The following is a 19,084-nucleotide window of genomic DNA, read 5'->3' on the forward strand; positions in this document are numbered from 1 at the left end:
TCACCCGCCTTTCGTCTCTGCCGACCATCGGGCCGGAGATTCCAGGAGATGGGGTTGGGCCGGTCCCTGCGCGGTCGTGTCCCGGATCTCGCCCGTTCCCGCTGGAGCCTCGGCGCGGGCGTGCGGGGTTCCGCGTGCCGGGTGACCCGCGTGGGAGTAGGGGGCCGCGTGGGTGTCGCGGGGAGAACGATCCGGGTACGAGGAGAGGTCCGCGTGGGTGCCGCCGGGAGAACGACCCGCGTGGGAGTAGGGATCCGTGTGGGTGTCGGCGGAGAGGAACATCCGGTGAAGCCGTCTTACGGCGTTGAGCACCTCGTACTCGGCGCAGGTGATGGAGATCCGCCGGGTACGGACCGTCATGTCCCGCACCGTGACGCCGTGGGTCGCGAGCGCGCCCGGCAGGAGTCGCACCTGGGGATGGCGGGCACAGAACCCGTGGCCGACCAGCGACACCTTCCCCACCGGCCCTGACCAGTGGCACTCACCGAAGGCGCCCGCCGCGCGCAGGTCGGCGAGCACCCCGTTGACCTGGTCCTGGTCGGTGGCCTTCACGACGAACCGCAGGGAGTGACCGGAGCCGTCGGCGGCCAGGTGGTCGAGCATGTCCACGGACAGCGCGGGGTCGGCCAGCATGGCGGCGATCGTGGTGAGGGCGGTGGGGACGACCCCGTCGAGTCGGCAGCGGAGCTGACCCGTCCGGTGGGCGACGCCGACGGCGGTGAACCGCTCGCCGTCCGGCGGGGTGGTCGAGCGGGAGCCGGTCACCCAGGTGCCGGTGGTCTCGGTCGTGCTGGACCGGACGTGGAGGGGAACACGGTGGGTACCTGCGTACTGGACGCTGGAGTGGGCGAGCACCGTGGCGCCGCCCGCGGCCAGCTCGGCCATGTCCTCGTAGGAGAGGTGGCTCAGTTTGCGGGCTTCGGCGACGTATCGGGGATCGGCGGTGAACACGCCCTCGACGTCGGTGAATATCTCGCACACCTCGGCCCGTAGCGCGGCGGCGAGGGCGACGGCGGTGGTGTCGGAGCCGCCTCGGCTCAGGGTGGTCAGCTCGCCGCTTTCCGCGGCGATGCCCTGGAAGCCGGTCACCACGGGGACATAGCCGGCCTGGATGCATTCGCGGATCTGTTCGGGGTGAACGTTGACGATGCGCGCGCAGCCGTGCACTCCGTCGGTGATGATGCCGCCGTCGCGGGCGTTGAACGAACGGGCGGGTACGCCCAGCTCGTGCAGCGCCATGGCGAGTGCGGCGGCGGAGGCCTGTTCACCGGTGCTGAGCAGTATGTCCAGTTCCCGGGCGTGTGGATTGTCGGTGAGGTCGCGTGCGAGTTCAAGCATGGCGTCGGTGGTGCCGCCCATCGCGGACACCACGACGGCCACGGATCCATCGGCGGCGGCTATGCGCTGCGCTGCGTGACTGATCTTGCTCACGTCACCCAGTGATGTTCCGCCGTACTTCTGTATCACCAGGCCCATCGTTCACTCCTGCGTCACGTGCTTCCTTGAGAACCATCCGGGCATGCTCGGCCGGGTTTCCGGCTCGACGGCCGGCGCGGCCGGTGCGGTCGAAGTGACCGGCCCGACCGGCCCTGTCGGCGTGGCCGACACGGTCGGCCGGTCGACGCGCGAGGTGTCGTCGCGGCCGGGAGGCCGTTCCGCGGGTGCGGAACGGCCTCCCGGCCGCCGCGGCCTCCGTCATCGTGTGTCCCGGCTTTCGCGCCGCAGCCGGGACGGTGTGCCGAACCGTACCGATTCGGCCGCCGCCCACCTGTAGTACAGCTGCGCGTCGTTGTCGGACCGCATGCCCGCGGCACCGTGGATCTGCATGGTCCGCGTCGTGACCGTACGGGCCAGGTCCGAGGCCGCCGCGAGGTTGGCCGCCGCGTGCGAGGCCGCGTCGCGGTCGTGCACCAGCAGGCGCGTCGCGTCGATGTGCATCGACAGCTCGCTGAGCCGGAAGGACAGGGCCTGGAACCTGCCGATCGGCCGGCCGAACTGGCGGCGTGTCCTGGCGTGGTCGACGGCGTGGTCGAGCGCCGCCTGGGCGAGGCCCACCAGATACGCCGCCTGGCGCACCCGCGCGTTGGCGAGCGCCGCCTCCCACGCGGCGGAGGAGTCGGCCCGGGCCACCGCGGGCGTGCCCTCGAACTCGACCCGGTACGTCTCGCCCCGGCTCGTCTCCTCGTGGCGCCGCATCGTGATGGACGGATGGCCGGCACGCACGAGCGCGAGGCGCGGCCCGGTGGTGTCGGCGCCGCCCGCGTCGGCTCCGTTCGTGTCGGCTCGGCCCGCGTCGGTTCCATCCGCGTCGGCTTGGCCGACGCCGGCTCCGTTCACGTCGGCTCCACCCACGCCGACCTCGCCCACGACGAAGTGGTCGACCTCCGCCGCGAACCCGACGAAGGCCCGCCGCGCGGAGATCGCACCGTCCTGGTCGGACCATGGCTCGGCCGCGACCGCGAGCGCCACCGGTTCTTCGCCGATGTCGTCGGGGAACAGCTCCCGCGCGGTGAGCGTGTCGAGCAGCGGCCCCTGGTACAGCACCGACCCGAGCAGTTCGGCGAGCCGTACGGTGTCCGAGGTGTGCAGCGCGCCGAGCCCGACCAGCCCCTCCCACACCATCGCGCGGGTTTCGCGGTTGTCGTCGTCGGTCTCCCCACCCGCCGGGCGAGGCCGATCGGTCATCCGCCGCACCAGCGGCGCCAGATCTCCGTCGAAGAAGTCGGCGAACGCCGTGCTCTCCGCTCTGGTCTCCACTGTGGTCATGACGGCAACCCCAATTTCGATGTGGCGACGAAGAAGAGCATGATCTCCGAGGAGCCCTGGGCGAGCGTGAGTCCCGGAGCCTCGCGGAACGCGGCGTCGAAGACACCCTCGGCGATGGCCTCGGGGTCGCGTGCGTCCAGCAGCGCCCGTGGTCCGAGCAGTTCGACCGCCGCCAGCGACACCTCCTTGGCCGTCTCCGACGTGTACCACTTGGCGGTCGCCGAGTGGACCTCGTCGGGCCGTCCCTCGTGCAGGTTGGTTATGCACCGCCAGGCCAGCAGGCGGGCCGCGCGCACCCGGGTTTCGAGCTGGACCAGCCGCTCCTCGCAGCCGGGCGGCGCGTGCTCGCGCAGCGCGGACAGGGTGCGCTCGGCCTTGGCCGAGTGGTCCAGCCCGGTGCGCTCCAGCGGGAGCACCTTGCCCAGCACCTGCCACCCGTCGTCGACGTCGCCGAGCACGTCCTCGGGCCCGAGCCGGATCCCGTCGAGCGTCACCAGGTCGAACCGCTCCTCGGACAGGTTCCACACCGGCTCGATGACCGTGCCCACGCTCTGCAGCGGTACCAGGAAGAGCGTGATCCCCGAGAAGTTCACCGGGCCGGTCGACGTACGGGCCGCGCACAGCGCGAACTCGCTGTGCTGCGCCTTCATGTTGTAGATCTTCCGCCCGTACAGGCGCCAGCCGTCGCCGTCCGGCTCGGCGCGCGTGGTCAGCGACGCGAGGTCGGAGCCGACGTCGGGCTCGCTGAACAGCACGTTGGCCGTGATCTCGCCGCGCGCCAGGCCAGGCAGGAACCGGTCCTTCTGCTCCGGCGTGCCGAACAGGTGGATGGCGTTCCCGACGATGTCGACGCCGAGCGAGTGCACGTTCTCGGGGACGCCGTGGCGGATCATCTCCTCGGTGAGGATCGCCTTCTCCACGATCGTGGCGCCCGATCCGCCGTACCGTTCCGGCCAGTTGATCGCGAGCCGGCCGAGCTTGCCCAGCCGCCGATGCACGTCGAGCAGGCCGCTCTCCTGCCCGTACGGCATCCGCCGGGACTGTGCGATCTCCGCGCTCACCGCGTCCTCGCACAACAGCCCGCAGACCTCTTGCCGGAAGCCGTCCTGCTCTGGCGTGAAGGCCGGCATCATCGGACACTCACCTCGCTTAATCTGTCGCGCATCACGTCCGCCAGGGCTTCGACGTGTGCTGGTTGGAGCATGGTGTAGTGGTCGCCGCGCACCACCTGGATCTCGTCGGCGTAGGCACGCCAGCCGTCGAGCTTGTCCGGGTCGGCGTCCTCGGCGCACAGCAGCACCACCCGGCCGCCCACCCGGGTGGGACGGAACGTCAGGAGTCCGCGTACGTTCGCGGCGAACACCGGGAATCGTTCGGCCATCTCGGTGGTGTCCGGTTCCGCGCCCATCTCCGCGACGTCGGCGGCGAACCACGCCCGCAGTTCGTCGTCGCAGGGATGGGACGGTTCCTCGGGGAGGGCGGTGTCGAGCGCGAACGTCACCGCGACGTCGCCGTCCTGGCGCGCCATGTCGAGCGCCACCGCTCCGCCGACCGACCAGCCGCCCAGGTGCAGCGGCCCGTCGGGCCGGACCTCGCGGACCGCGGCGAGGTAGGTGGCCGCGAGGTCGGACAGCCGCCGCCCCTCGGTCACGCCGCCGTGCAGGCCCGGGTCCTCCAGCGCGTAGACGGGCCGGTCGTCGCCGAGCAGCGCGGCGAGGGTGACGTAGGGCGCCACCGATCCGCCCGCCGCGTGTACGAGGAACAGCGGTGGTTTCGTGCCCCCGCGACTGAGCGGCACCAGCGGAGACGCGGGCGGCCGCCCCTCCGCCGGGGCGGAGGGGGCCCTCCGCAGGGAGAGGGCCTCCTCCCGTTTGCGCCGGAGCCGGAGCCTCAGCAGCGCGTCTCGTTTCTCCTCCAGGGTGGAGGGACGCGAACCGCCCATCAGCTCGACTCTTTCAGCAGCCGGTCGAGTTCCTCCTCGGACAGATCGGCGACCTGAGCCTCCAGCTGTGCCACCTCGTCGTCGCCGAGCAGCGCGCGCTGCGCGTCGTCGACCTGGGCGGCGAACTGGCTGAGCAGCGGGTAGCTGAACAGCCGTCGCGGGTCGAGCGTCACCTGGAAGGCGTCGCGTACCCGCGAGATCATCTGGGTGACCTGCAGCGAGTTGCCGCCGAGGACGAAGAAGTTGTCCTGCGCGCCGACGCTCCCGGGGTCGAGGCTCAGCAGGCTCTGCCAGATCTCGGCGAGCCGGCGCTGGGTCTCGGTGGTCAGCTCGACCTGTCCCGCGTCGCCCTCGGGGCGAGGGTCGGGCAGCTTCGTCTGGTCCACCTTCCCCGTGGAGGTGAGCGGGAGCTGCTCCAGCCGCACGTAGTCGGTGGGCACCATGTGCAGGGGGAGGCGCCCGGCGAGGTGTTCGCGCAGCGCGTCCGGCTCGAACTCGCCGACCACGTAGGCGGCGAGCCACGCCGACGTCGTGCCCGCGTCGCGCACGGTCACGACGCACTGCCGTACGCCCTCGAAGCTCTCGACGGCGTGCTCGATCTCGCCGAGCTCCACGCGCAGCCCGCGCAGTTTCACCTGACGGTCGACCCGGCCCAGGAACTCCAGGTTGCCTTCGCCGTTCCAGCGCGCCAGGTCACCGGTGGCGTACATGCGCTCGCCCGGTGTGGGGGCGAAGGGGTCGGGCAGGAACTTCTCGGCGGTCTGGTCCGGCCGGCCGAGGTAGCCGACGGCGAGACCGGCGCCCGCCATGTAGAGCTCCCCGGGGACGCCGACCGGCACGGGCCGCAACCTCTTGTCCAGGACGTAGGCGCGTTGGTTGTCCATCGCCCGGCCGATCGGCGGCGGTCCGTCCAGCGGCTCCGGCGGGCACAGGTAGTCCACGCACGTCACGGTGACCTCCGTCGGGCCGTATCCGTTGTGGAACTCGCGTCCCGGCTTGCGCCACCTGTTGACCAGGTCGGGGCCGAACGGCTCCATGCCGATGAAGCACACCCGCAGGTCGTCCAGGGCGGACGGATCGAGCAGCCCGAGCACGGCCGGGGGGATGTCGACCATCGTCACCCGCTCGCGGGCGAGCAGCGCCTGCAGCGTCTCGGGGTCGAGCAGCTCCGAGCGCGGTGCGCCCACGATGGTCGCGCCGGCGGTGAGCGTCGAGAAGACGTCCGAGACGCTCACGTCGAAGGCGGGGTTGGAGAACTGCAGGATCCGGTCGTCCGGCGTCACCGAGAACATCCGCCGGAAGGTGGTGCAGAAGTTCGCGACCGCCCGGTGGGGGACCATCACTCCCTTGGGGGTGCCGGTCGAGCCCGAGGTGTAGATGACGTAGGCGGTGTCCTCCTGCGCCACGTGCACCGAGGGCGGCGAGACCTCCCGGCCGTCGAGCGCGTCGGTGTCCAGCGGGATCCGCCCCACGTTCGGGGGCAGCAGGTCCACGAGGTCCGAGGTCGTGACGACCGCGGCCACGTCGGCGTCTTCGAGCTGGTAGGCGAGCCGCTCCGGCGGATACTGCGGGTCGAGCGGCAGCCACGCCCCGCCCGCCTTGAGCACGCCGAGTTCGGCGGCCGGCAGGTCGAAGCCGCGGTCGAGCAGCACCCCGACCACGCTCCCCGGCGCCACCTTGAACTCCTCGACGAGCGCGTGCGCCAGCCGGTTGGCGCGCTCGTCCAGCTGCGCGTAGGTGAGGTCCTCTCCGGCGAAACGCATCGCGACCGCGTCGGGCGCCTCGGCCACGCGCGCCGCGACCAGCTCGTGCAGCAGGCGTTCGTCGCGCTCGCCTGGCTCGGGGTTCCACTCGGTGAGCACGCGCAGGTACTCGCTGTTGGGCATGATGTCCAGCGAGTCGATCCGGGCGTCCGGCCTGGACAGCGCGTCGGTCATCACCGTCGTGAAGTGTTCCACCAGGCGCTCGACCCGCTCGTGGTCGAACAGCTCGGAGGAGTACTCGATCCACACGCCCAGTCCGCCGTCCGGCAGGTCGTTGATCTGGAACGTGAGGTCGAACCTGGTCGTCTCCGGCTGCGGGGTCAGCATCTCGACGTCCACGCCGGGCAGGCTCCAGCGCGCGATCATCGATTCGGGCAGCAGCGTGAACAGGTGCGCGACCAGCGGATTCCGTCCCGGGATCCGCTCCGGGCCGAGCTCCTCGATCATCCGGCCGAACGGCATGTCCTGGCGGGCCATCGCGTCCAGGACGGTGTCGTTGGTGGTGTGCACCAGATCGCGGAACACCGGATCGCCCCCGAGGTTCCCGCGGACCGCCACCGTGTTGGCGAAGAACCCCATCATGGGTTCGGTCTCCGAGCGGGTCCGTCCGGAGAAGACCGATCCGAGCGCGATGTCCTCCTGGCCGGTGTAGCGGTTGATCACGACCTGGTATCCGGCCATCGTGAGGGCGAGCAGGGAGACGTTCTCCGCCTGGGCCAGGTCGCGGATCCCTCGGGCGAGCTCGTCGGGCAGGCGGCCCTCGTAGATGCGGCCGGCCCCGGTGGGCGCCGACGGACGCTCCCGGTCGCCGCGCCACTCCAGCGGCTCCATCCCGTCCAGGGCGGAACGCCAGGAGTCGATCTGCTTGGCCGGCTCCTCGCTGAGCAGCCAGAGCCGCTGCCAGGCCGCGAAGTCGGCGGGCTGGAGGCTCAGCTCGGGGAACTGCGAGCCGCTCGGATCGGTGTAGCGGGCGGTCAGTTCCTCGGCGAACTGGCGCGAGGACCATCCGTCGATGACGATGTGATGCCACACGATGGACAGCACGTGGTCCTCGGGACCCAGACGCAGTACGGCGAACCGGTACGGCGGCCTGTTGCGCAGGTCGAACTCCTCGCGCACCTGGGCGTCGATCCATTCCTGGACGGACTCCTCGGTCCCGTCGACGACCGGCAGCTCCCACGTCTCCGGCGGCGGGTCGACCACCTGGAACGGCACGCCGTGCTCGTCGCCGAACCGGGTGCGCAGGCTCTCGTGCCGCGCGACGATCCCGCGCAGCGCCTCGGACAGGGCGTTCACGTCGAGCGGCCCGCGCAGGCGCATCGCGAACGGCACATTGTAGACCGGTGCGCCCGCGACCATCTGGTGCAGGAACCACAGGAATCGCTGCTGCTCGGCGATCGCCATCTTGCCGGTGCGCGGGACGGCGACGATCCGTTCCCGTTCGGCCTTCTCCGCCACACGCTGGCGGACCTTCCTCTCCAGCAGGGCGCGTCTGATGTCGGCGACGTCACGCTCTTCGGGGTTTGCCATGATCTCCTTCTCCTCCTTCACCGTCGCACGCTCAGCGGTCGCAGGTCGGTCCACACCCGCGCGATGTGTTCCAGGCACTCGCCCTTGTCGCCCTCGACCCCGGCCTCGCGCCAGCCGGGCGGGATCTCCCGGCCGGCGGGCCAGATCGAGTACTGCTCCTCGTGGTTGATCACCACGGCGAACTTCTCTTCCACAACGCCTACCTTTCTTGAGGTACGAAGGCGGAAATATCGGTTAGTTGACTGAGGTAGCGGTCGAGCGTCCCGAGCCCGTCCACCGTCGGCCGCGCGAGCGAGGCCGCGTGCCGGTCGAACCGCCGGGTGTCGAAGTGCCGGGAGCAGTCGGTGAACATCCGGTCGAACTCGACCGGCGCCGCGTCACGGCCGGAGGCCGCGGGCGGCAGCAGCAGGTGCAGCCCGGCGAGCCGCTCGTCGGGCTCGGCGATCGCCTCCAGGCGGTCGCGGAACCGCGCGTAGCCGACCCGGTCGAGCCCGCATCGGGCGGTGAGCACGTCGAACGCGTCGGCGAAGCGCAGCCTCGTCGGCCACAGCACGTGCATCGCGCCGTCGGGCACCTCGATGTCGCCGATCGCGGCGCCCGCCACGAACCGGCCGACCACGTCCACCGGCGTCACGTCGGCCTCGGCCTCCGTGGGGAACACGCATCCGGTGCGCGCGCACGCGTACAACAGGTTGTGCGCGAGTGAATCGGGGTTGGCCACGCCTGTCTTCCGGTGCGGCCAGACCTCACCGAGGCGGTACACCACCGAGCTGACGCCCTGGCGGTGCGCGTCGGCGAGCAGGTTCTCCGCTACGTACTTCGATCTGTTGTAGCCGTCCGCGGCGACCTGGTCCAGCACCGGGATCTGGTCCTCGGTGAAGCTGGAGGCGGCCTGCTCGCCGGGGGCGAAGATGCTCAGGGTGGACAGGGTGTGCAGGCGGGCACCACTCGACGCGAGTTTGATGAGCTCCTGCACGCCGAGCACGTTGGCCGGGCGGTGGTCCAGATAGCCGAACAGGAAGTTCACCGCGCCCGCGGCGTTGACGACACCGGAGACGGCCGACGCGATCGCGTCGAAGCGCCACTGCGGCAGGCCGAGCAGCTCGCTGCCCAGGTCGCCGGGAACGACCTCGACCCGTCCTGCCTTGATCGCCGCCGGTAGCTGCTGCCAGGCGGACGTGAGCCCGTACCGGTCGAGGGCCTCGGTCAGCCGCCGGGCGCCCTCCGAGGGGTCGAGGCTCCGCACCAGGCAGATCAGCTCGACGTCGGAGCGGGTCAGCAACTCGGCGAAGATGTGCGCCCCGATGAACCCGGTCGCGCCGGTGAGCAGCAGCGTCCGAGGCGGGCGCCACGTCAGGTCGTGCTTGATGTAGGCGAGTTCGGCGCTGTCGTCGTCGACGCCCTCGGCCAGCCGCGCGGCCTGTGCGCGCACGGTCGACTCGACGAGCAGGTCCCTGGGCCGCACCGGCCTGCCCAGCCGCTCGCTGACGGCGGTGGTGAGCCGGTAGGCGCTCAGCGAGGTGCCCCCGTAGTCGGAGAAGGGGACGACCACCGAGACCTGTTCCCGCTCAAGCACCTCGCGCCACGCCGAACAGAGCAGCTCCTCCATCGGGTTGGTCGGCGGCTCGATGTGTTCGGCCGGGCCTTCCTGCCGTGCCGTCTCGGCCACGATGAGCGCGGCCAGCGCCTTGCGGTCCGCCTTGCCGTTGCGGTTGAGCGGGAGCGCGTCGAGCACCACGATCCGGTGCGGGACCTGTTCGGCCGGTAGTTTCTCCGCCGCGTACGCGCGAAGTTCCTCCACGGAGGGTGTCTCGTCCGGTGAGCGGGGCGTGACGCAACCGACCAGGGTGGCCTCGGGCGCCTCGCCGAGCACGACCGCCATCGCGTCGCCGACGAGCGGATGGCCGGCGAGGGCGGAGGTGACGTCGCCGAGTTCCACCCGTACCCCACCGATCTTGACCTGCTCGTCGAGCCGGCCGTTGAAGTGCAGCAGCCCGTCCTCGCCGACCCGCGCCAGGTCGCCCGTCCGGTACAGCCTCTCGCCGGGGATCTCCGGGAACGGGTTGGTCACGAGCACCCGCGCGGTGCGCTCGGGATCGTTGAGGTAGCCCGCTCCGACGCACTCGCCGCCGAGGTACAGCTCGCCGGGGGCGTTCTTCGGGAGGGGCCTGAGATCCTCGTCGAGGACGATCGCGGCGGTGTTGTCGATGGGGCGCCCGAGCGGGATCCGGTCGACGTCGGCGTCCGTGACGTCGTGGAACACCGACCCGATCGAACACTCCGTCGGCCCGAACGTGTTGGTGACCTCGAGGTCGGGCAGCAGCGCGCGCAGCCGGTGCACCACGGCGGGACCGGCCGTCTCCCCGCCGATCAGCATGCGGCGCAGGCTCGACGTCGCGGCGCGCAGATCCTCGCGCGTCTCCAGCAGGGAGACGAACGCCGTGAGCACCGAGGGGACGAAGTCGGTCATCGTGACGCCGTAGCGGCCGATGGTCATCGCGGTCTCCTCAAGGTCGAGGATCCCGTCGCGGTCCGGCAGTACGACCTGCCCACCCGATGTCAGCGGCCACAGCACCTGCCACATCGAGGAGTCGAACGTGGACCGGCTGTTCTGCAGCGTCACGTGGCCGGCCCCGTCGCCGAACCGGCGCGACATCGCGGTCAACCTGTTGACCAGGCCGCGGTGGTGGTTGAGCGCGCACTTGGGCGTGCCCGTCGAACCGGAGGTGTAGAACCCGTAGATCAGGTCTTCCGGCCCGGGTGCACGGTCGGCGGGCGGCGGTTCCAGGTCGGCCGGATCACGCGGAGGTTTCGAGCAGTCGACGATCACCGTCGGAATGGACAATCGCAGTTCGGTGATTGTCTCCACCGTCGCCGGCGACGCCAGGACGGCGGGTGGCGACAGTTCGGCGACGATCGTCCTGAGCCGGTCGATCGGCCAGGAGGGATCCAGTGGAACGAACGCCGAGCCCGTCTTCATCACTCCGAGGAGCGCGGCCGGGAATTCGCGCCCTTCCGCTATCAGCACGGGTATCAAATGTCGTGTCAGTACGCCGTCGCCGATCAGTCGATTGGCCGTTGTATTGGCTGCGGCGTCGAGGGCTGCGTAGCTCATCGTCATGTCCCGATAGCGAATCACGGGACGGTCCGGTGCGTTCTCCCGCTGTTCGTGGAACAGGTCGAGAACTGTGCTTTGCCGGGGGAACGCATGCTGCGGACCCAGTGATAAGTGAATGGCGGTTCGGGCATCGTCAATCAAGTGCGTCTGCTGATGGCTTGACATCGTGCTTCCATGGTCTCGGCTGGCAACAGGTCCTCTGTCAGGCAGATCGATCACTATTCAGATAGGTGGGCTTCAGATAGCCGTGGCCGATTCTCGGCGAGCGTCACAAGGGTGGCGAAGGGGTGTTCACCGCGTTTTTCCGGCGCGCCTGGCGGCCGCCCGGCTCTCGGTCGAATATGCGAAGCCGATAGGTATTCGTTCCATGACGGCTCGTGCGTGCGGTGACCACGCGTTTCCTCCCAACGCCAGTCGGTTTAGGTGCTGCACAAAATATTAAGTAACCGTCGTTAACTAATTTACGGGTTACTTCCATAGTGGGACACCTGCTCCGGGTTCGCAAGCTCGGGCGTCGCTGCGGTCGGCTGACAGTAGCTGTGAACTGGGGAAATGAGCGCCAGGCTCGCGTGGAGCGGCGACGGGCGTCCGGGTGCTCCTCGTCGTGACGGCTTCGCGCCCCCATCCGAATCGGTGACAACACAAACGCTGATTCCGGATGTGCGGTCCGACCACCCGGAATGTGGAACAAAAGGCTCCGGTGCCGGTGCGACAGGACGTCGTCGCCCAGAGGGGGTGTGAAAGGCATGTCCGTCCGTACCCAACCCGATGCCCGCTAATCCACCGATCGCGTTTTTCTGTCAGATCCGCTCGAAAATGGACGATGACCAGCGGAGGATCAAAGAATGATCAATGCGACATCGTGGCCGATAAATTATCGGTGGGCAATCCGGGGCACCTCCCGGCGCTCTTGATCGACTTAACTGAATGGCCTGTAAGGGCGCCCGTAAAGATCGCTTCCGGTCGCCGGGATTCGATGCGGAGTTCGTCGGCCAGCAAGGAGTGAGGGATTGTCGTGCATGGGTAGTGTGGGTGAGTGTCGGCTTATTGATCATCGCGTCGCATCTCGCCCGGCGGGATATAGGAGGAGGCTGTGGAGCAGGTCAACGACAACACGCGGGTCGGATTATTCCAATCGGGAGGGCTCTCCTCCCTCGCCGTCGGAGTCTGGCTTCGTGAGACGTCCACTCCGGCGAGGCACTATCTCGCCGATATCGGTCAATCAGATATCACGAATATGGACGCACTCGTTTCTTCTCTGCGAAGTTTCGGAGACGAGGTCGTCGTTATGGATTTACGATCGTCGATGGCCTCCATGGCGTCGGACCTGCTGCGGTACGGCGCCCGTCACGACGGCGGTTACTGGAACACGACCGGCGCGTCCCGCTTCGTGCTCGTCAACGAGGTCCTGCCGAGGATGCGGGCGGACGGATGCCGGACGTTCGTCCACGGCTGTGTCGGCGGGGGCAACGACCAGCGCCGGTTCGCGCGCTACGGCACCCAGGTCGCCCCGGAGATGTCCGTCGTCGAGCCGTGGACGAGCCCGCGGGCGCTGGAGAGGTTCCCCGATCGCGACGCGATGCTCGCGGCGGTCACCGAGCACGGGCTGCACCTCGACCACGGCAGCGGCGCCGACCGGTCCACCGACGCCAACCTCGCGGGCATCTCGCACGAGTCGGCCGAGCTGGAAGACCTGGAAACGCCGGTCACCCGCCTTCGGCCGCGGTGGAGCCGATGGCCGGGGGATACCTCCGCCGAGCCCGAGACCGTCACCGTCGTCTTCCACGAAGGACGCGTCGCCGACGTCGACGGCAGCGGGCCTGACCCGGTCGAGTGGATGACGCGGGCCAACGAGATCGGGTCACGGCACGGCGTCTGGCTTCGTGACGTGGTCGAACGGCGCATCATCGGCACGGTCTGCCGGGGCGTCTACGAGGCGCCGGGGCTTGAGCTGCTCGAACGCGCGTGGACCCGCGTCCTGCAGGCCGGCCTCGACGCGGCCGGCCGCGAACTCCACGACCGGCTGGCAGGCGTTCTGGGCGCCGCGCTGTACGAGGCGCGGTGGCTCGATCCCGCCGCGTGCGCGGCGCGGGACGCGATCGACCGGCTCGTCGGCGAGCTCGGCGGCAGCGTGACCCTCTCCGTCCACCGCGGCGTCGTCAGGGTCGAGCGGATGAAGGTGGCCGGTCACGTGGTGCAGCAGACACGGTTCGGCTCGGGCGGCAACCGCTGGAGCGAGGTGGTCGCCGTCTGAAAGGACCGTCCGAAAGAACCGTATGAACGAGCCATCTGGATGAAAGGAGGAGGCGATGCGTGAGCGTCGATTCGGCCGGCTGGGCTGGATGGTCGGCGACGTCGGCTACGGAATGTGGGGCATAGCCGGAGGCGAGGGCGGATGGACCGGCGCCGACGGCGAGACGGGCGACACCGCGTTGGACGAGGCCGTCCGGCTCGGGTGCGACTTCTTCGACACCGCCTGGATCTACGGCCGCGGGGAAAGCGAGAGGATGCTCGGCGAGTTGGTGCGGAGGCACCCGGAGCGTCGCCTGCGCATCGCGACCAAACCCCCGCCGAAGGATCGCGAGTGGCCGTCCACCCGAGACTCCAAGCTGTCCGACGTGTACCCGCCGGACTATCTCTGGGAGTGTCTGCACCGCAGCCTCGAAGGGCTGGGCACCCCGTCCGTCGACCTGTTCCAGTTTCACGTCTGGGAGGACGCCTGGGCACACGACGCGGCGTGGCAGGACGCCGTCATCAAGATGAAGGAACGCGGGCTGATCAAAGGCGTCGGCATCAGCGTCAACCGCTGGGAACCCTGGAACGTACTGGAGACCCTGAAGACCGGACTGATCGACGCGGTACAGGTCATCTACAACATCTTCGACCAGGCCCCGGAGGACGAGCTCTTCCCGGCATGCCGTGAGCTGGACGTGGCGGTGATCGCACGGGTGCCCTTCGACGAGGGAACGCTCACCGGCACCCTCACCCGCGACACCCGCTGGCCGGAAGGCGACTGGCGCAACACCTACTTCGTACCGGAGAACCTCGTCGCGAGCGTGGAGCGCGCCGAACGGCTGGCGCGGATCGTGCCCGAGGGCATGACCATGCCCGAGCTCGCCCTGCGCTTCATCCTGCGGAACCCCGACGTCACCACCGTCATCCCGGGTATGCGCAAGCCCGCCCACGTACGCGCCAACATCGCCGCCAGTGACGCCGAACCCCTGGGTGAGGAGCTGATGGCGCGGTTGCGCGAACACCGCTGGGACCGCCGGCCGACGGCGTGGTCGCAATGAGCGCCGCGTCGAAGCCCATCGTGCTGTGGGCCGTGCCCCGATCCCGGTCCACGGCGTTCCTGCGCATCATGCTCGAACGCGGCGACCTGGAGGTGGCCCACGAGCCGTTCTCGTACCTCCAGACGGACGGCCACTTCGAGTTCGCGGGCAGGCGCGCCACGTCGGCGATCGAGTTGCTCGACGCGATGCTCGAGGTGAACGCCGAAGGGCGGCGGGTGTTCGCCAAGGACACCTCCGACTACACCTACACCCCGCTGTTCGAGGACGAGCGCCTGTTCGGCGACGTGATCAACACCTTCATGATCCGGGAACCGCGTAGCGCGATCTCCTCGCACTACGCCGTCAACCCCGAGGCCACCCTGGAGGAGTACGGATTCGAATACCTGCACGCCATCTTCGACGCCGTGCGGTCGGCGACCGGCGAGATCCCCCTGGTGATCGACGGCGACGACCTGGTGGCCAGTCCGGAGGCGACGGTCCGGGCGTACTGCGAGCGGGTCGGGCTGGAGTTCATGCCCGAGGCGATGCGCTGGGACCCCGGCCAGCAGGCGAACTGGCAGCGTACGAACCGGTGGCACGCGGAGGTGGCCGAGAGCAGCGGGCTCGTCGCCAAGGCGCCCGAGCGGCGTGAGACGCCCGACACCAACGATCACCTGCGCCGCGTCGCCGAGCATCACCAACCGTTCTACGACGAACTCGCGCGCCACCGCCTCACCTGCGGGTAAGGCCGGGGGGCGGTGACGTGACCGGGTAGGGCCGGGGGCGGTGACGCGACGCGAGCGCGTGCCACCGTCCTACCGGCCGGCGGCAGAGGGCGGTGACGTGCTTACCGGCCGGTGGCAGGGGGCGGTGACGTGCCGGTACGTCGCGACGCGGGCGTGCGTCCCGCTCCGCCGGACGCACGAGAGGGATTCACCGGTCGACCGATCATGCGGGGCGTCACCCCAGCTTCCGTCGCATGATCGGCCGATCGTCGCGGGGGCGGGCCACCTCGGAGAATCCGGCGTCGAGGAAGGCGCTCGCCATTCCCGTCATCGCCGTGTCCGCACCCGCGCGTTTCCCTTCGCGAGGCTCGACCGGATAGCCCTCGGCGACCTCGTAGCCCGCGGAGGCCGCGTAGTCGCAGACGGCCTCCAGAACGGCCGGCAGCAGCCCGGAGCCGCGATGCTTCTTCTGGACGTAGACGCACGCGATCGCGCAGACCGGCTCGTCGTCGACGCTCGCGAGGAGCGGCGAGCGCTCCAGCCGAGGGAACGACGAACGCGGCCCGAGCGAGCACCATGCCACCGGCGTGTCGTTTTCGTAGACGACCACGCCGGGGGCCGGGTCACGCTGGGCGAGACGACTCATCGCCTGCTTGTTCCCCTCGCCCTTTCCTTCCGTCCACTCCGCGATGGACAGCCGCCAGTGCATGCACCAGCACCCGCGGGCACCTCCGTTGCTCCCGAGAACCGTCTCGAAATCGCTCCAGGTCTTCTTGGACAGCTCTTTGGCGGTGAGGGGGCCGGACGCTTTCCGATCGCTACGGGTGGTCATCTCGAATCCTCCGACTGGGGTTGAAGGCTTGACGTACGTGAGCGGTTCCTGGCGCGCGCCTCCGAATGCGAATAACTGTTATAGCGTTTTTACAGGTTACTATAGGTGGAGTGTGGGCGCAGGGAGGAGGGCCGTCGGCGCCGACCTCGTGTCGTCCCGGAAATTCGTTCGCGGACGAACGGCCGTCGTCGTCATGATGTGTCGATGCCTCAGCAGACCGCGTACCACGACGCCCTCGGTGACTACTTCGCCGGCCACGCCGACATCAGCCCCTACAACGCCTACACCGATCGGCCCGCGATGCTGGAACTCGCGGGTGACGTCGCCGGTGCGAGGGTCCTCGACGTCGGCTGCGGAGGCGGGCACTACACCGCCGACCTGCTGGCGCGGGGCGCCGAGGTGGTCGGTGTCGACGGCAGCGCCACGCTGCTGGAGCACGCGCGGGCACGGGTGGGCGAACGGGCCGAGTTGCGGCTGCACGACCTGGAGGAGCCGCTGGACTTCGCCGGCGACGCGTCGTTCGACGGCGCCGTGTGCGCGCTGGTGTTCCACCACCTCACTCGTCGCGCGCAACTGCTGGGCGAGTTGCGGCGCGTGCTGCGGCCCGGCGGGTGGCTGCTGGTCTCGACGACCCATCCGACGGCCGACTGGCGCCACTTCGGCGGCTCGTACTACGCCGACGACTGGGTCGATCTTCCCCTCAAGAGCGGCTCGTTCTCCATCCGCTACCAGCGCATGCCGCTGGAGACGTTCCTCGGTGAGCTGCTCACCGCCGGATTCGTCCTGGAACGGCTCGTCGAGCCGCGCCCGGTACCCGGCCTGCGAGAGATCGACGAGGCCAGATACGACAAACTGCACCGGACGCCGTCCTTTCTCTCCGTCAGGCTGACTCGTCCCTGACGTGTGGACGACGGAGCCCCTGTCGAGAGCGCACAGGCGCGGCTTTTTCGGCATGGGGCGGTAAGGCGACGAGCGCCTGTCCGGAAGGTTCAGGGCCCACAGACTGCCGCCGGCGCCGGAGTGGAAGGATGTCCGCCATGGCTGAATCGGACATGAAGTCGGACCTCCACCACTACCTGCGGATCGCCCGCGAAGCCCTGCTGTGGAAGCTGGACGGGCTCTCGGAGTACGACATCCGCCGCCCGCTGACGCCGACCGGTACGAACCTGCTGGGACTGGTCAAACATGTGGCCAGTGTCGAGCTGGGATACTTCGGCGAGACTTTCGGGCGGCCGTCCGCGGAGCCGCTTCCCTGGTTCGAGGACGGAGCCGAACCCAACGCGGACATGTGGGCGACCGCCGATGAATCGCGCGAAGAGATCGTCGGGCTGTATCACCGCGCGTGGACGCACTCGGACGCGACGATCGAGGCACTGGCGCTGGACGCGATCGGCCGGGTGCCGTGGTGGCCGGATGACCGGAGTCAGGTGACACTGCACCGGATCCTGATACACATGATCGCCGAGACGGACCGCCACGCCGGGCACGCCGACATCGTCAGGGAGATCATCGACGGAGCCGTCGGACTGAGCAAGAACAGAGATGCCATGGCACTGGGTGACCAGGGATGGTGGGAGGGCTACCGAGACCGGTTGGAGCATGTCGCGCGAGAGGTCGGCGGGGAAGCCGAGCCTTCGGCGCGGCCCTAGAGCCCCGGGCACCCGGCCACGTCAACCGTTCACAGCGTTCGTGGTTCTTGTGGTCCCGGAAGGTCACGGCCATGATCGGGGCCGTGTCGATCACGCTTCGTGACCGTGGCCTTCGGTCAGGATCTCTTCCACTCGTTCCGAAGTGTCGCCCCGACCTGTTTGACAGGTGCCGAAGAGAGTCGGCAGGCCATTGGGGCTGAGTTCCGGCTGGTTCGGGGTGGTGAGTCTGGCGGCGCGGGTGGTGAGGTAGTCGCGTTCCGGGGCGCTCGTGGTGCGGCTCGCCGCCGCGCGGTAGTCGGCGAGGGCCGCCCGCCGGTCACCGGCCATCTCCAGCAGGTGGGCACGTGCCGTGTAGAAGCGGTGGTGGTCGGCGAGGCGGTCGTCGGCGCCGAGTGTTCTGAGCATGTCGAGGCCGATTTCCGGACCGTGCGCCATGGCGGCGGCGACCGCGCGGTTGAGGGAGACCATGGGGTTGTCGGACATGCGTTCCAGCAGGCCGTACAGCGCCAGGATCTGCGGCCAGTCGGTCTCCTCGGCCGTCGCCGCCTCGTCGTGGACCGCGGCGATCGCCGCCTGGAGCTGGTAGGGGCCGACCGCGCCCCTGGACAGGGTGGCGGTGACGAGCGCGACGCCCTCGGCGACGGCGGCGCCGTTCCACAGGCTCCTGTCCTGCTCGGCGAGGGGGATCGGGGTGCCGCCGGGGTCGGTACGGGCGGGACGCCGGGCGTCGGTGAGCAGCATCAGCGCGAGGAGCCCGGCCACCTCGCAGTCGTCGGGGAGCAGGTCGTGGGCCATCCTGGTCAGCCGGATCGCCTCGCGGGACAGCTCCACCCGCTGCAGGTCGGGTCCGGCGCTGCTGGCGTAGCCCTCGTTGAAGACGAGGTAGAGCACGTGCAGCACCGAGCCGAGCCGTCGCGCCCTTTCCCGGGGAGCCGGCATGCGGAACGGGATCCCCGAGGCCTTGATGCGCTGCTTGGCCCGGCTGATCCGCTGCGCCATGGTCGGCTCGGGCACCATGAACGCCCTGGCGATCTCGGCCGTGGTCAGGCCGCCCACGGACCGCAGGGTGAGGGCGATCGCCGACGCCGGGGTGAGCGCCGGGTGGCAGCACAGGAACAGGGTGGTGAGCGTGTCGTCCCGGTCCGTCTCGTACGCGTCGTCCGCCGGTGGGGCGGTCCGCCGGTCGGAGGGCTCCCGGGTGGCGACCAACTCCTCCCGGCGGCGCCGCGCCTGCTCGTTGCGTACCTGCTCGGTCATCCGGCGGTACGCGACCTGGATGAGCCATCCGCGCGGGTTGGCCGGGACGCCCTCGTCCGGCCACTGGGCCGTGGCGTCGATCAGTGCCTCCTGGACCGCGTCCTCGGCGGCGGCGAAGTCCCCGAACCGCCGGGTGAGCACGCCGACGACCTGCGGCACCAGCGGGCGCAGCAGGTCGTCGACGGCGTCGGCGGCAGGGCTATCCAACGGCCACGGCCCTTTGGGTGCCA

The 19,084-nt window shown here is 69.7% G+C and carries 14 protein-coding genes; 5 read left to right on the forward strand and 9 right to left on the reverse strand.

All coding sequences use genetic code 11. The annotated features are described in order from the left end of the window. The 7 genes from AB0B90_RS20515 to AB0B90_RS20545 all read right to left on the reverse strand — a co-directional run bounded on the left by AB0B90_RS20515 (position 1) and on the right by AB0B90_RS20545 (position 11,284). Positions 1-1,476, reverse strand: coding sequence for an aspartate kinase (locus AB0B90_RS20515; RefSeq protein WP_362924075.1), 1,476 nt, complete (start codon positions 1,474-1,476; stop codon positions 1-3). 219 nt (positions 1,477-1,695) lie between these two features. Continuing rightward, positions 1,696-2,766: an acyl-CoA dehydrogenase family protein gene (locus AB0B90_RS20520; RefSeq protein ID WP_350942851.1), complete on the reverse strand. Its 1,071-nt coding sequence runs from the start codon at positions 2,764-2,766 to the stop codon at positions 1,696-1,698. After that, positions 2,763-3,899, reverse strand: a complete 1,137-nt coding sequence (locus tag AB0B90_RS20525) for an acyl-CoA dehydrogenase family protein (protein WP_350942853.1) — start codon at positions 3,897-3,899, stop codon at positions 2,763-2,765. The genes AB0B90_RS20520 and AB0B90_RS20525 overlap by 4 nt, the downstream gene beginning before the upstream one ends. Beyond that, on the reverse strand, positions 3,896-4,708 hold the full coding sequence (locus AB0B90_RS20530) for an alpha/beta fold hydrolase (RefSeq protein ID WP_350942855.1): 813 nt from the start codon (positions 4,706-4,708) through the stop codon (positions 3,896-3,898). Before AB0B90_RS20530 ends, AB0B90_RS20525 begins: the two co-directional genes overlap by 4 nt. Further along, positions 4,708-8,001 (reverse strand): amino acid adenylation domain-containing protein, encoded by a 3,294-nt coding sequence (locus AB0B90_RS20535; protein ID WP_350942857.1) that lies wholly within the window; start codon positions 7,999-8,001, stop codon positions 4,708-4,710. The genes AB0B90_RS20530 and AB0B90_RS20535 overlap by 1 nt, the downstream gene beginning before the upstream one ends. Before the next feature lie 17 nt (positions 8,002-8,018). Continuing rightward, positions 8,019-8,195: an MbtH family protein gene (locus AB0B90_RS20540; RefSeq protein ID WP_350942859.1), complete on the reverse strand. Its 177-nt coding sequence runs from the start codon at positions 8,193-8,195 to the stop codon at positions 8,019-8,021. A 5-nt stretch (positions 8,196-8,200) separates the two neighbouring features. Beyond that, complete coding sequence (locus tag AB0B90_RS20545; RefSeq protein WP_362924078.1) at positions 8,201-11,284, reverse strand: amino acid adenylation domain-containing protein; 3,084 nt, start codon at positions 11,282-11,284, stop codon at positions 8,201-8,203. A 928-nt stretch (positions 11,285-12,212) separates the two neighbouring features. Here AB0B90_RS20545 and AB0B90_RS20550 point away from each other — a divergent pair. Genes AB0B90_RS20550 through AB0B90_RS20560 form a run of 3 tightly spaced genes read left to right on the forward strand, consistent with a single transcriptional unit; the run spans position 12,213 to position 15,137 of the window. Beyond that, positions 12,213-13,373, forward strand: a complete 1,161-nt coding sequence (locus AB0B90_RS20550; protein ID WP_362924080.1) for an argininosuccinate synthase domain-containing protein — start codon at positions 12,213-12,215, stop codon at positions 13,371-13,373. Between the two features lie 55 nt (positions 13,374-13,428). After that, positions 13,429-14,412, forward strand: coding sequence for an aldo/keto reductase (locus AB0B90_RS20555; RefSeq protein ID WP_362924082.1), 984 nt, complete (start codon positions 13,429-13,431; stop codon positions 14,410-14,412). After that, the gene (locus AB0B90_RS20560) at positions 14,409-15,137 is read left to right on the forward strand and encodes a sulfotransferase family protein (protein ID WP_362924084.1); all 729 of its coding nucleotides are present in this window, start codon (positions 14,409-14,411) and stop codon (positions 15,135-15,137) included. Before AB0B90_RS20555 ends, AB0B90_RS20560 begins: the two co-directional genes overlap by 4 nt. A 214-nt stretch (positions 15,138-15,351) precedes the next feature. Here AB0B90_RS20560 and AB0B90_RS20565 read toward each other — a convergent pair whose 3' ends face one another. Continuing rightward, on the reverse strand, positions 15,352-15,948 hold the full coding sequence (locus AB0B90_RS20565) for a GNAT family N-acetyltransferase (protein ID WP_350942865.1): 597 nt from the start codon (positions 15,946-15,948) through the stop codon (positions 15,352-15,354). A gap of 204 nt (positions 15,949-16,152) precedes the next feature. Between AB0B90_RS20565 and AB0B90_RS20570 the strand changes: the two genes are divergently transcribed. Together AB0B90_RS20570 and AB0B90_RS20575 are read left to right on the forward strand one after the other, a co-directional pair. Then, positions 16,153-16,848: a class I SAM-dependent methyltransferase gene (locus AB0B90_RS20570; protein WP_362924087.1), complete on the forward strand. Its 696-nt coding sequence runs from the start codon at positions 16,153-16,155 to the stop codon at positions 16,846-16,848. 137 nt (positions 16,849-16,985) lie between these two features. Beyond that, positions 16,986-17,597 carry a DinB family protein gene (locus tag AB0B90_RS20575; protein WP_362924089.1) on the forward strand — a complete coding sequence of 204 codons (612 nt, stop codon included), beginning with the start codon at positions 16,986-16,988 and terminating at the stop codon, positions 17,595-17,597. A 90-nt stretch (positions 17,598-17,687) separates the two neighbouring features. Here AB0B90_RS20575 and AB0B90_RS20580 read toward each other — a convergent pair whose 3' ends face one another. After that, positions 17,688-19,061 carry a sigma-70 family RNA polymerase sigma factor gene (locus AB0B90_RS20580; RefSeq protein ID WP_362924091.1) on the reverse strand — a complete coding sequence of 458 codons (1,374 nt, stop codon included), beginning with the start codon at positions 19,059-19,061 and terminating at the stop codon, positions 17,688-17,690. Positions 19,062-19,084: the final 23 nt, after the last annotated feature.

This window comes from Streptosporangium sp. NPDC049078 (genome assembly GCF_040648855.1).
Taxonomy (GTDB): domain Bacteria; phylum Actinomycetota; class Actinomycetes; order Streptosporangiales; family Streptosporangiaceae; genus Streptosporangium.

What these genes read in the sequence shown, in the direction of transcription:
- AB0B90_RS20515 (WP_362924075.1), bottom strand. Translation starts at nt 1,476, where the DNA reads ATGGGCCTGGTGATACAGAAGTACGGCGGAACATCACTGGGTGACGTG.
- AB0B90_RS20520 (WP_350942851.1), bottom strand. Translation starts at nt 2,766, where the DNA reads ATGACCACAGTGGAGACCAGAGCGGAGAGCACGGCGTTCGCCGACTTC.
- AB0B90_RS20525 (WP_350942853.1), bottom strand. Translation starts at nt 3,899, where the DNA reads ATGATGCCGGCCTTCACGCCAGAGCAGGACGGCTTCCGGCAAGAGGTC.
- AB0B90_RS20530 (WP_350942855.1), bottom strand. Translation starts at nt 4,708, where the DNA reads ATGGGCGGTTCGCGTCCCTCCACCCTGGAGGAGAAACGAGACGCGCTG.
- AB0B90_RS20535 (WP_350942857.1), bottom strand. Translation starts at nt 8,001, where the DNA reads ATGGCAAACCCCGAAGAGCGTGACGTCGCCGACATCAGACGCGCCCTG.
- AB0B90_RS20545 (WP_362924078.1), bottom strand. Translation starts at nt 11,284, where the DNA reads ATGTCAAGCCATCAGCAGACGCACTTGATTGACGATGCCCGAACCGCC.
- AB0B90_RS20555 (WP_362924082.1), top strand. Translation starts at nt 13,429, where the DNA reads ATGCGTGAGCGTCGATTCGGCCGGCTGGGCTGGATGGTCGGCGACGTC.
- AB0B90_RS20560 (WP_362924084.1), top strand. Translation starts at nt 14,409, where the DNA reads ATGAGCGCCGCGTCGAAGCCCATCGTGCTGTGGGCCGTGCCCCGATCC.
- AB0B90_RS20565 (WP_350942865.1), bottom strand. Translation starts at nt 15,948, where the DNA reads ATGACCACCCGTAGCGATCGGAAAGCGTCCGGCCCCCTCACCGCCAAA.
- AB0B90_RS20570 (WP_362924087.1), top strand. Translation starts at nt 16,153, where the DNA reads ATGCCTCAGCAGACCGCGTACCACGACGCCCTCGGTGACTACTTCGCC.
- AB0B90_RS20575 (WP_362924089.1), top strand. Translation starts at nt 16,986, where the DNA reads ATGGCTGAATCGGACATGAAGTCGGACCTCCACCACTACCTGCGGATC.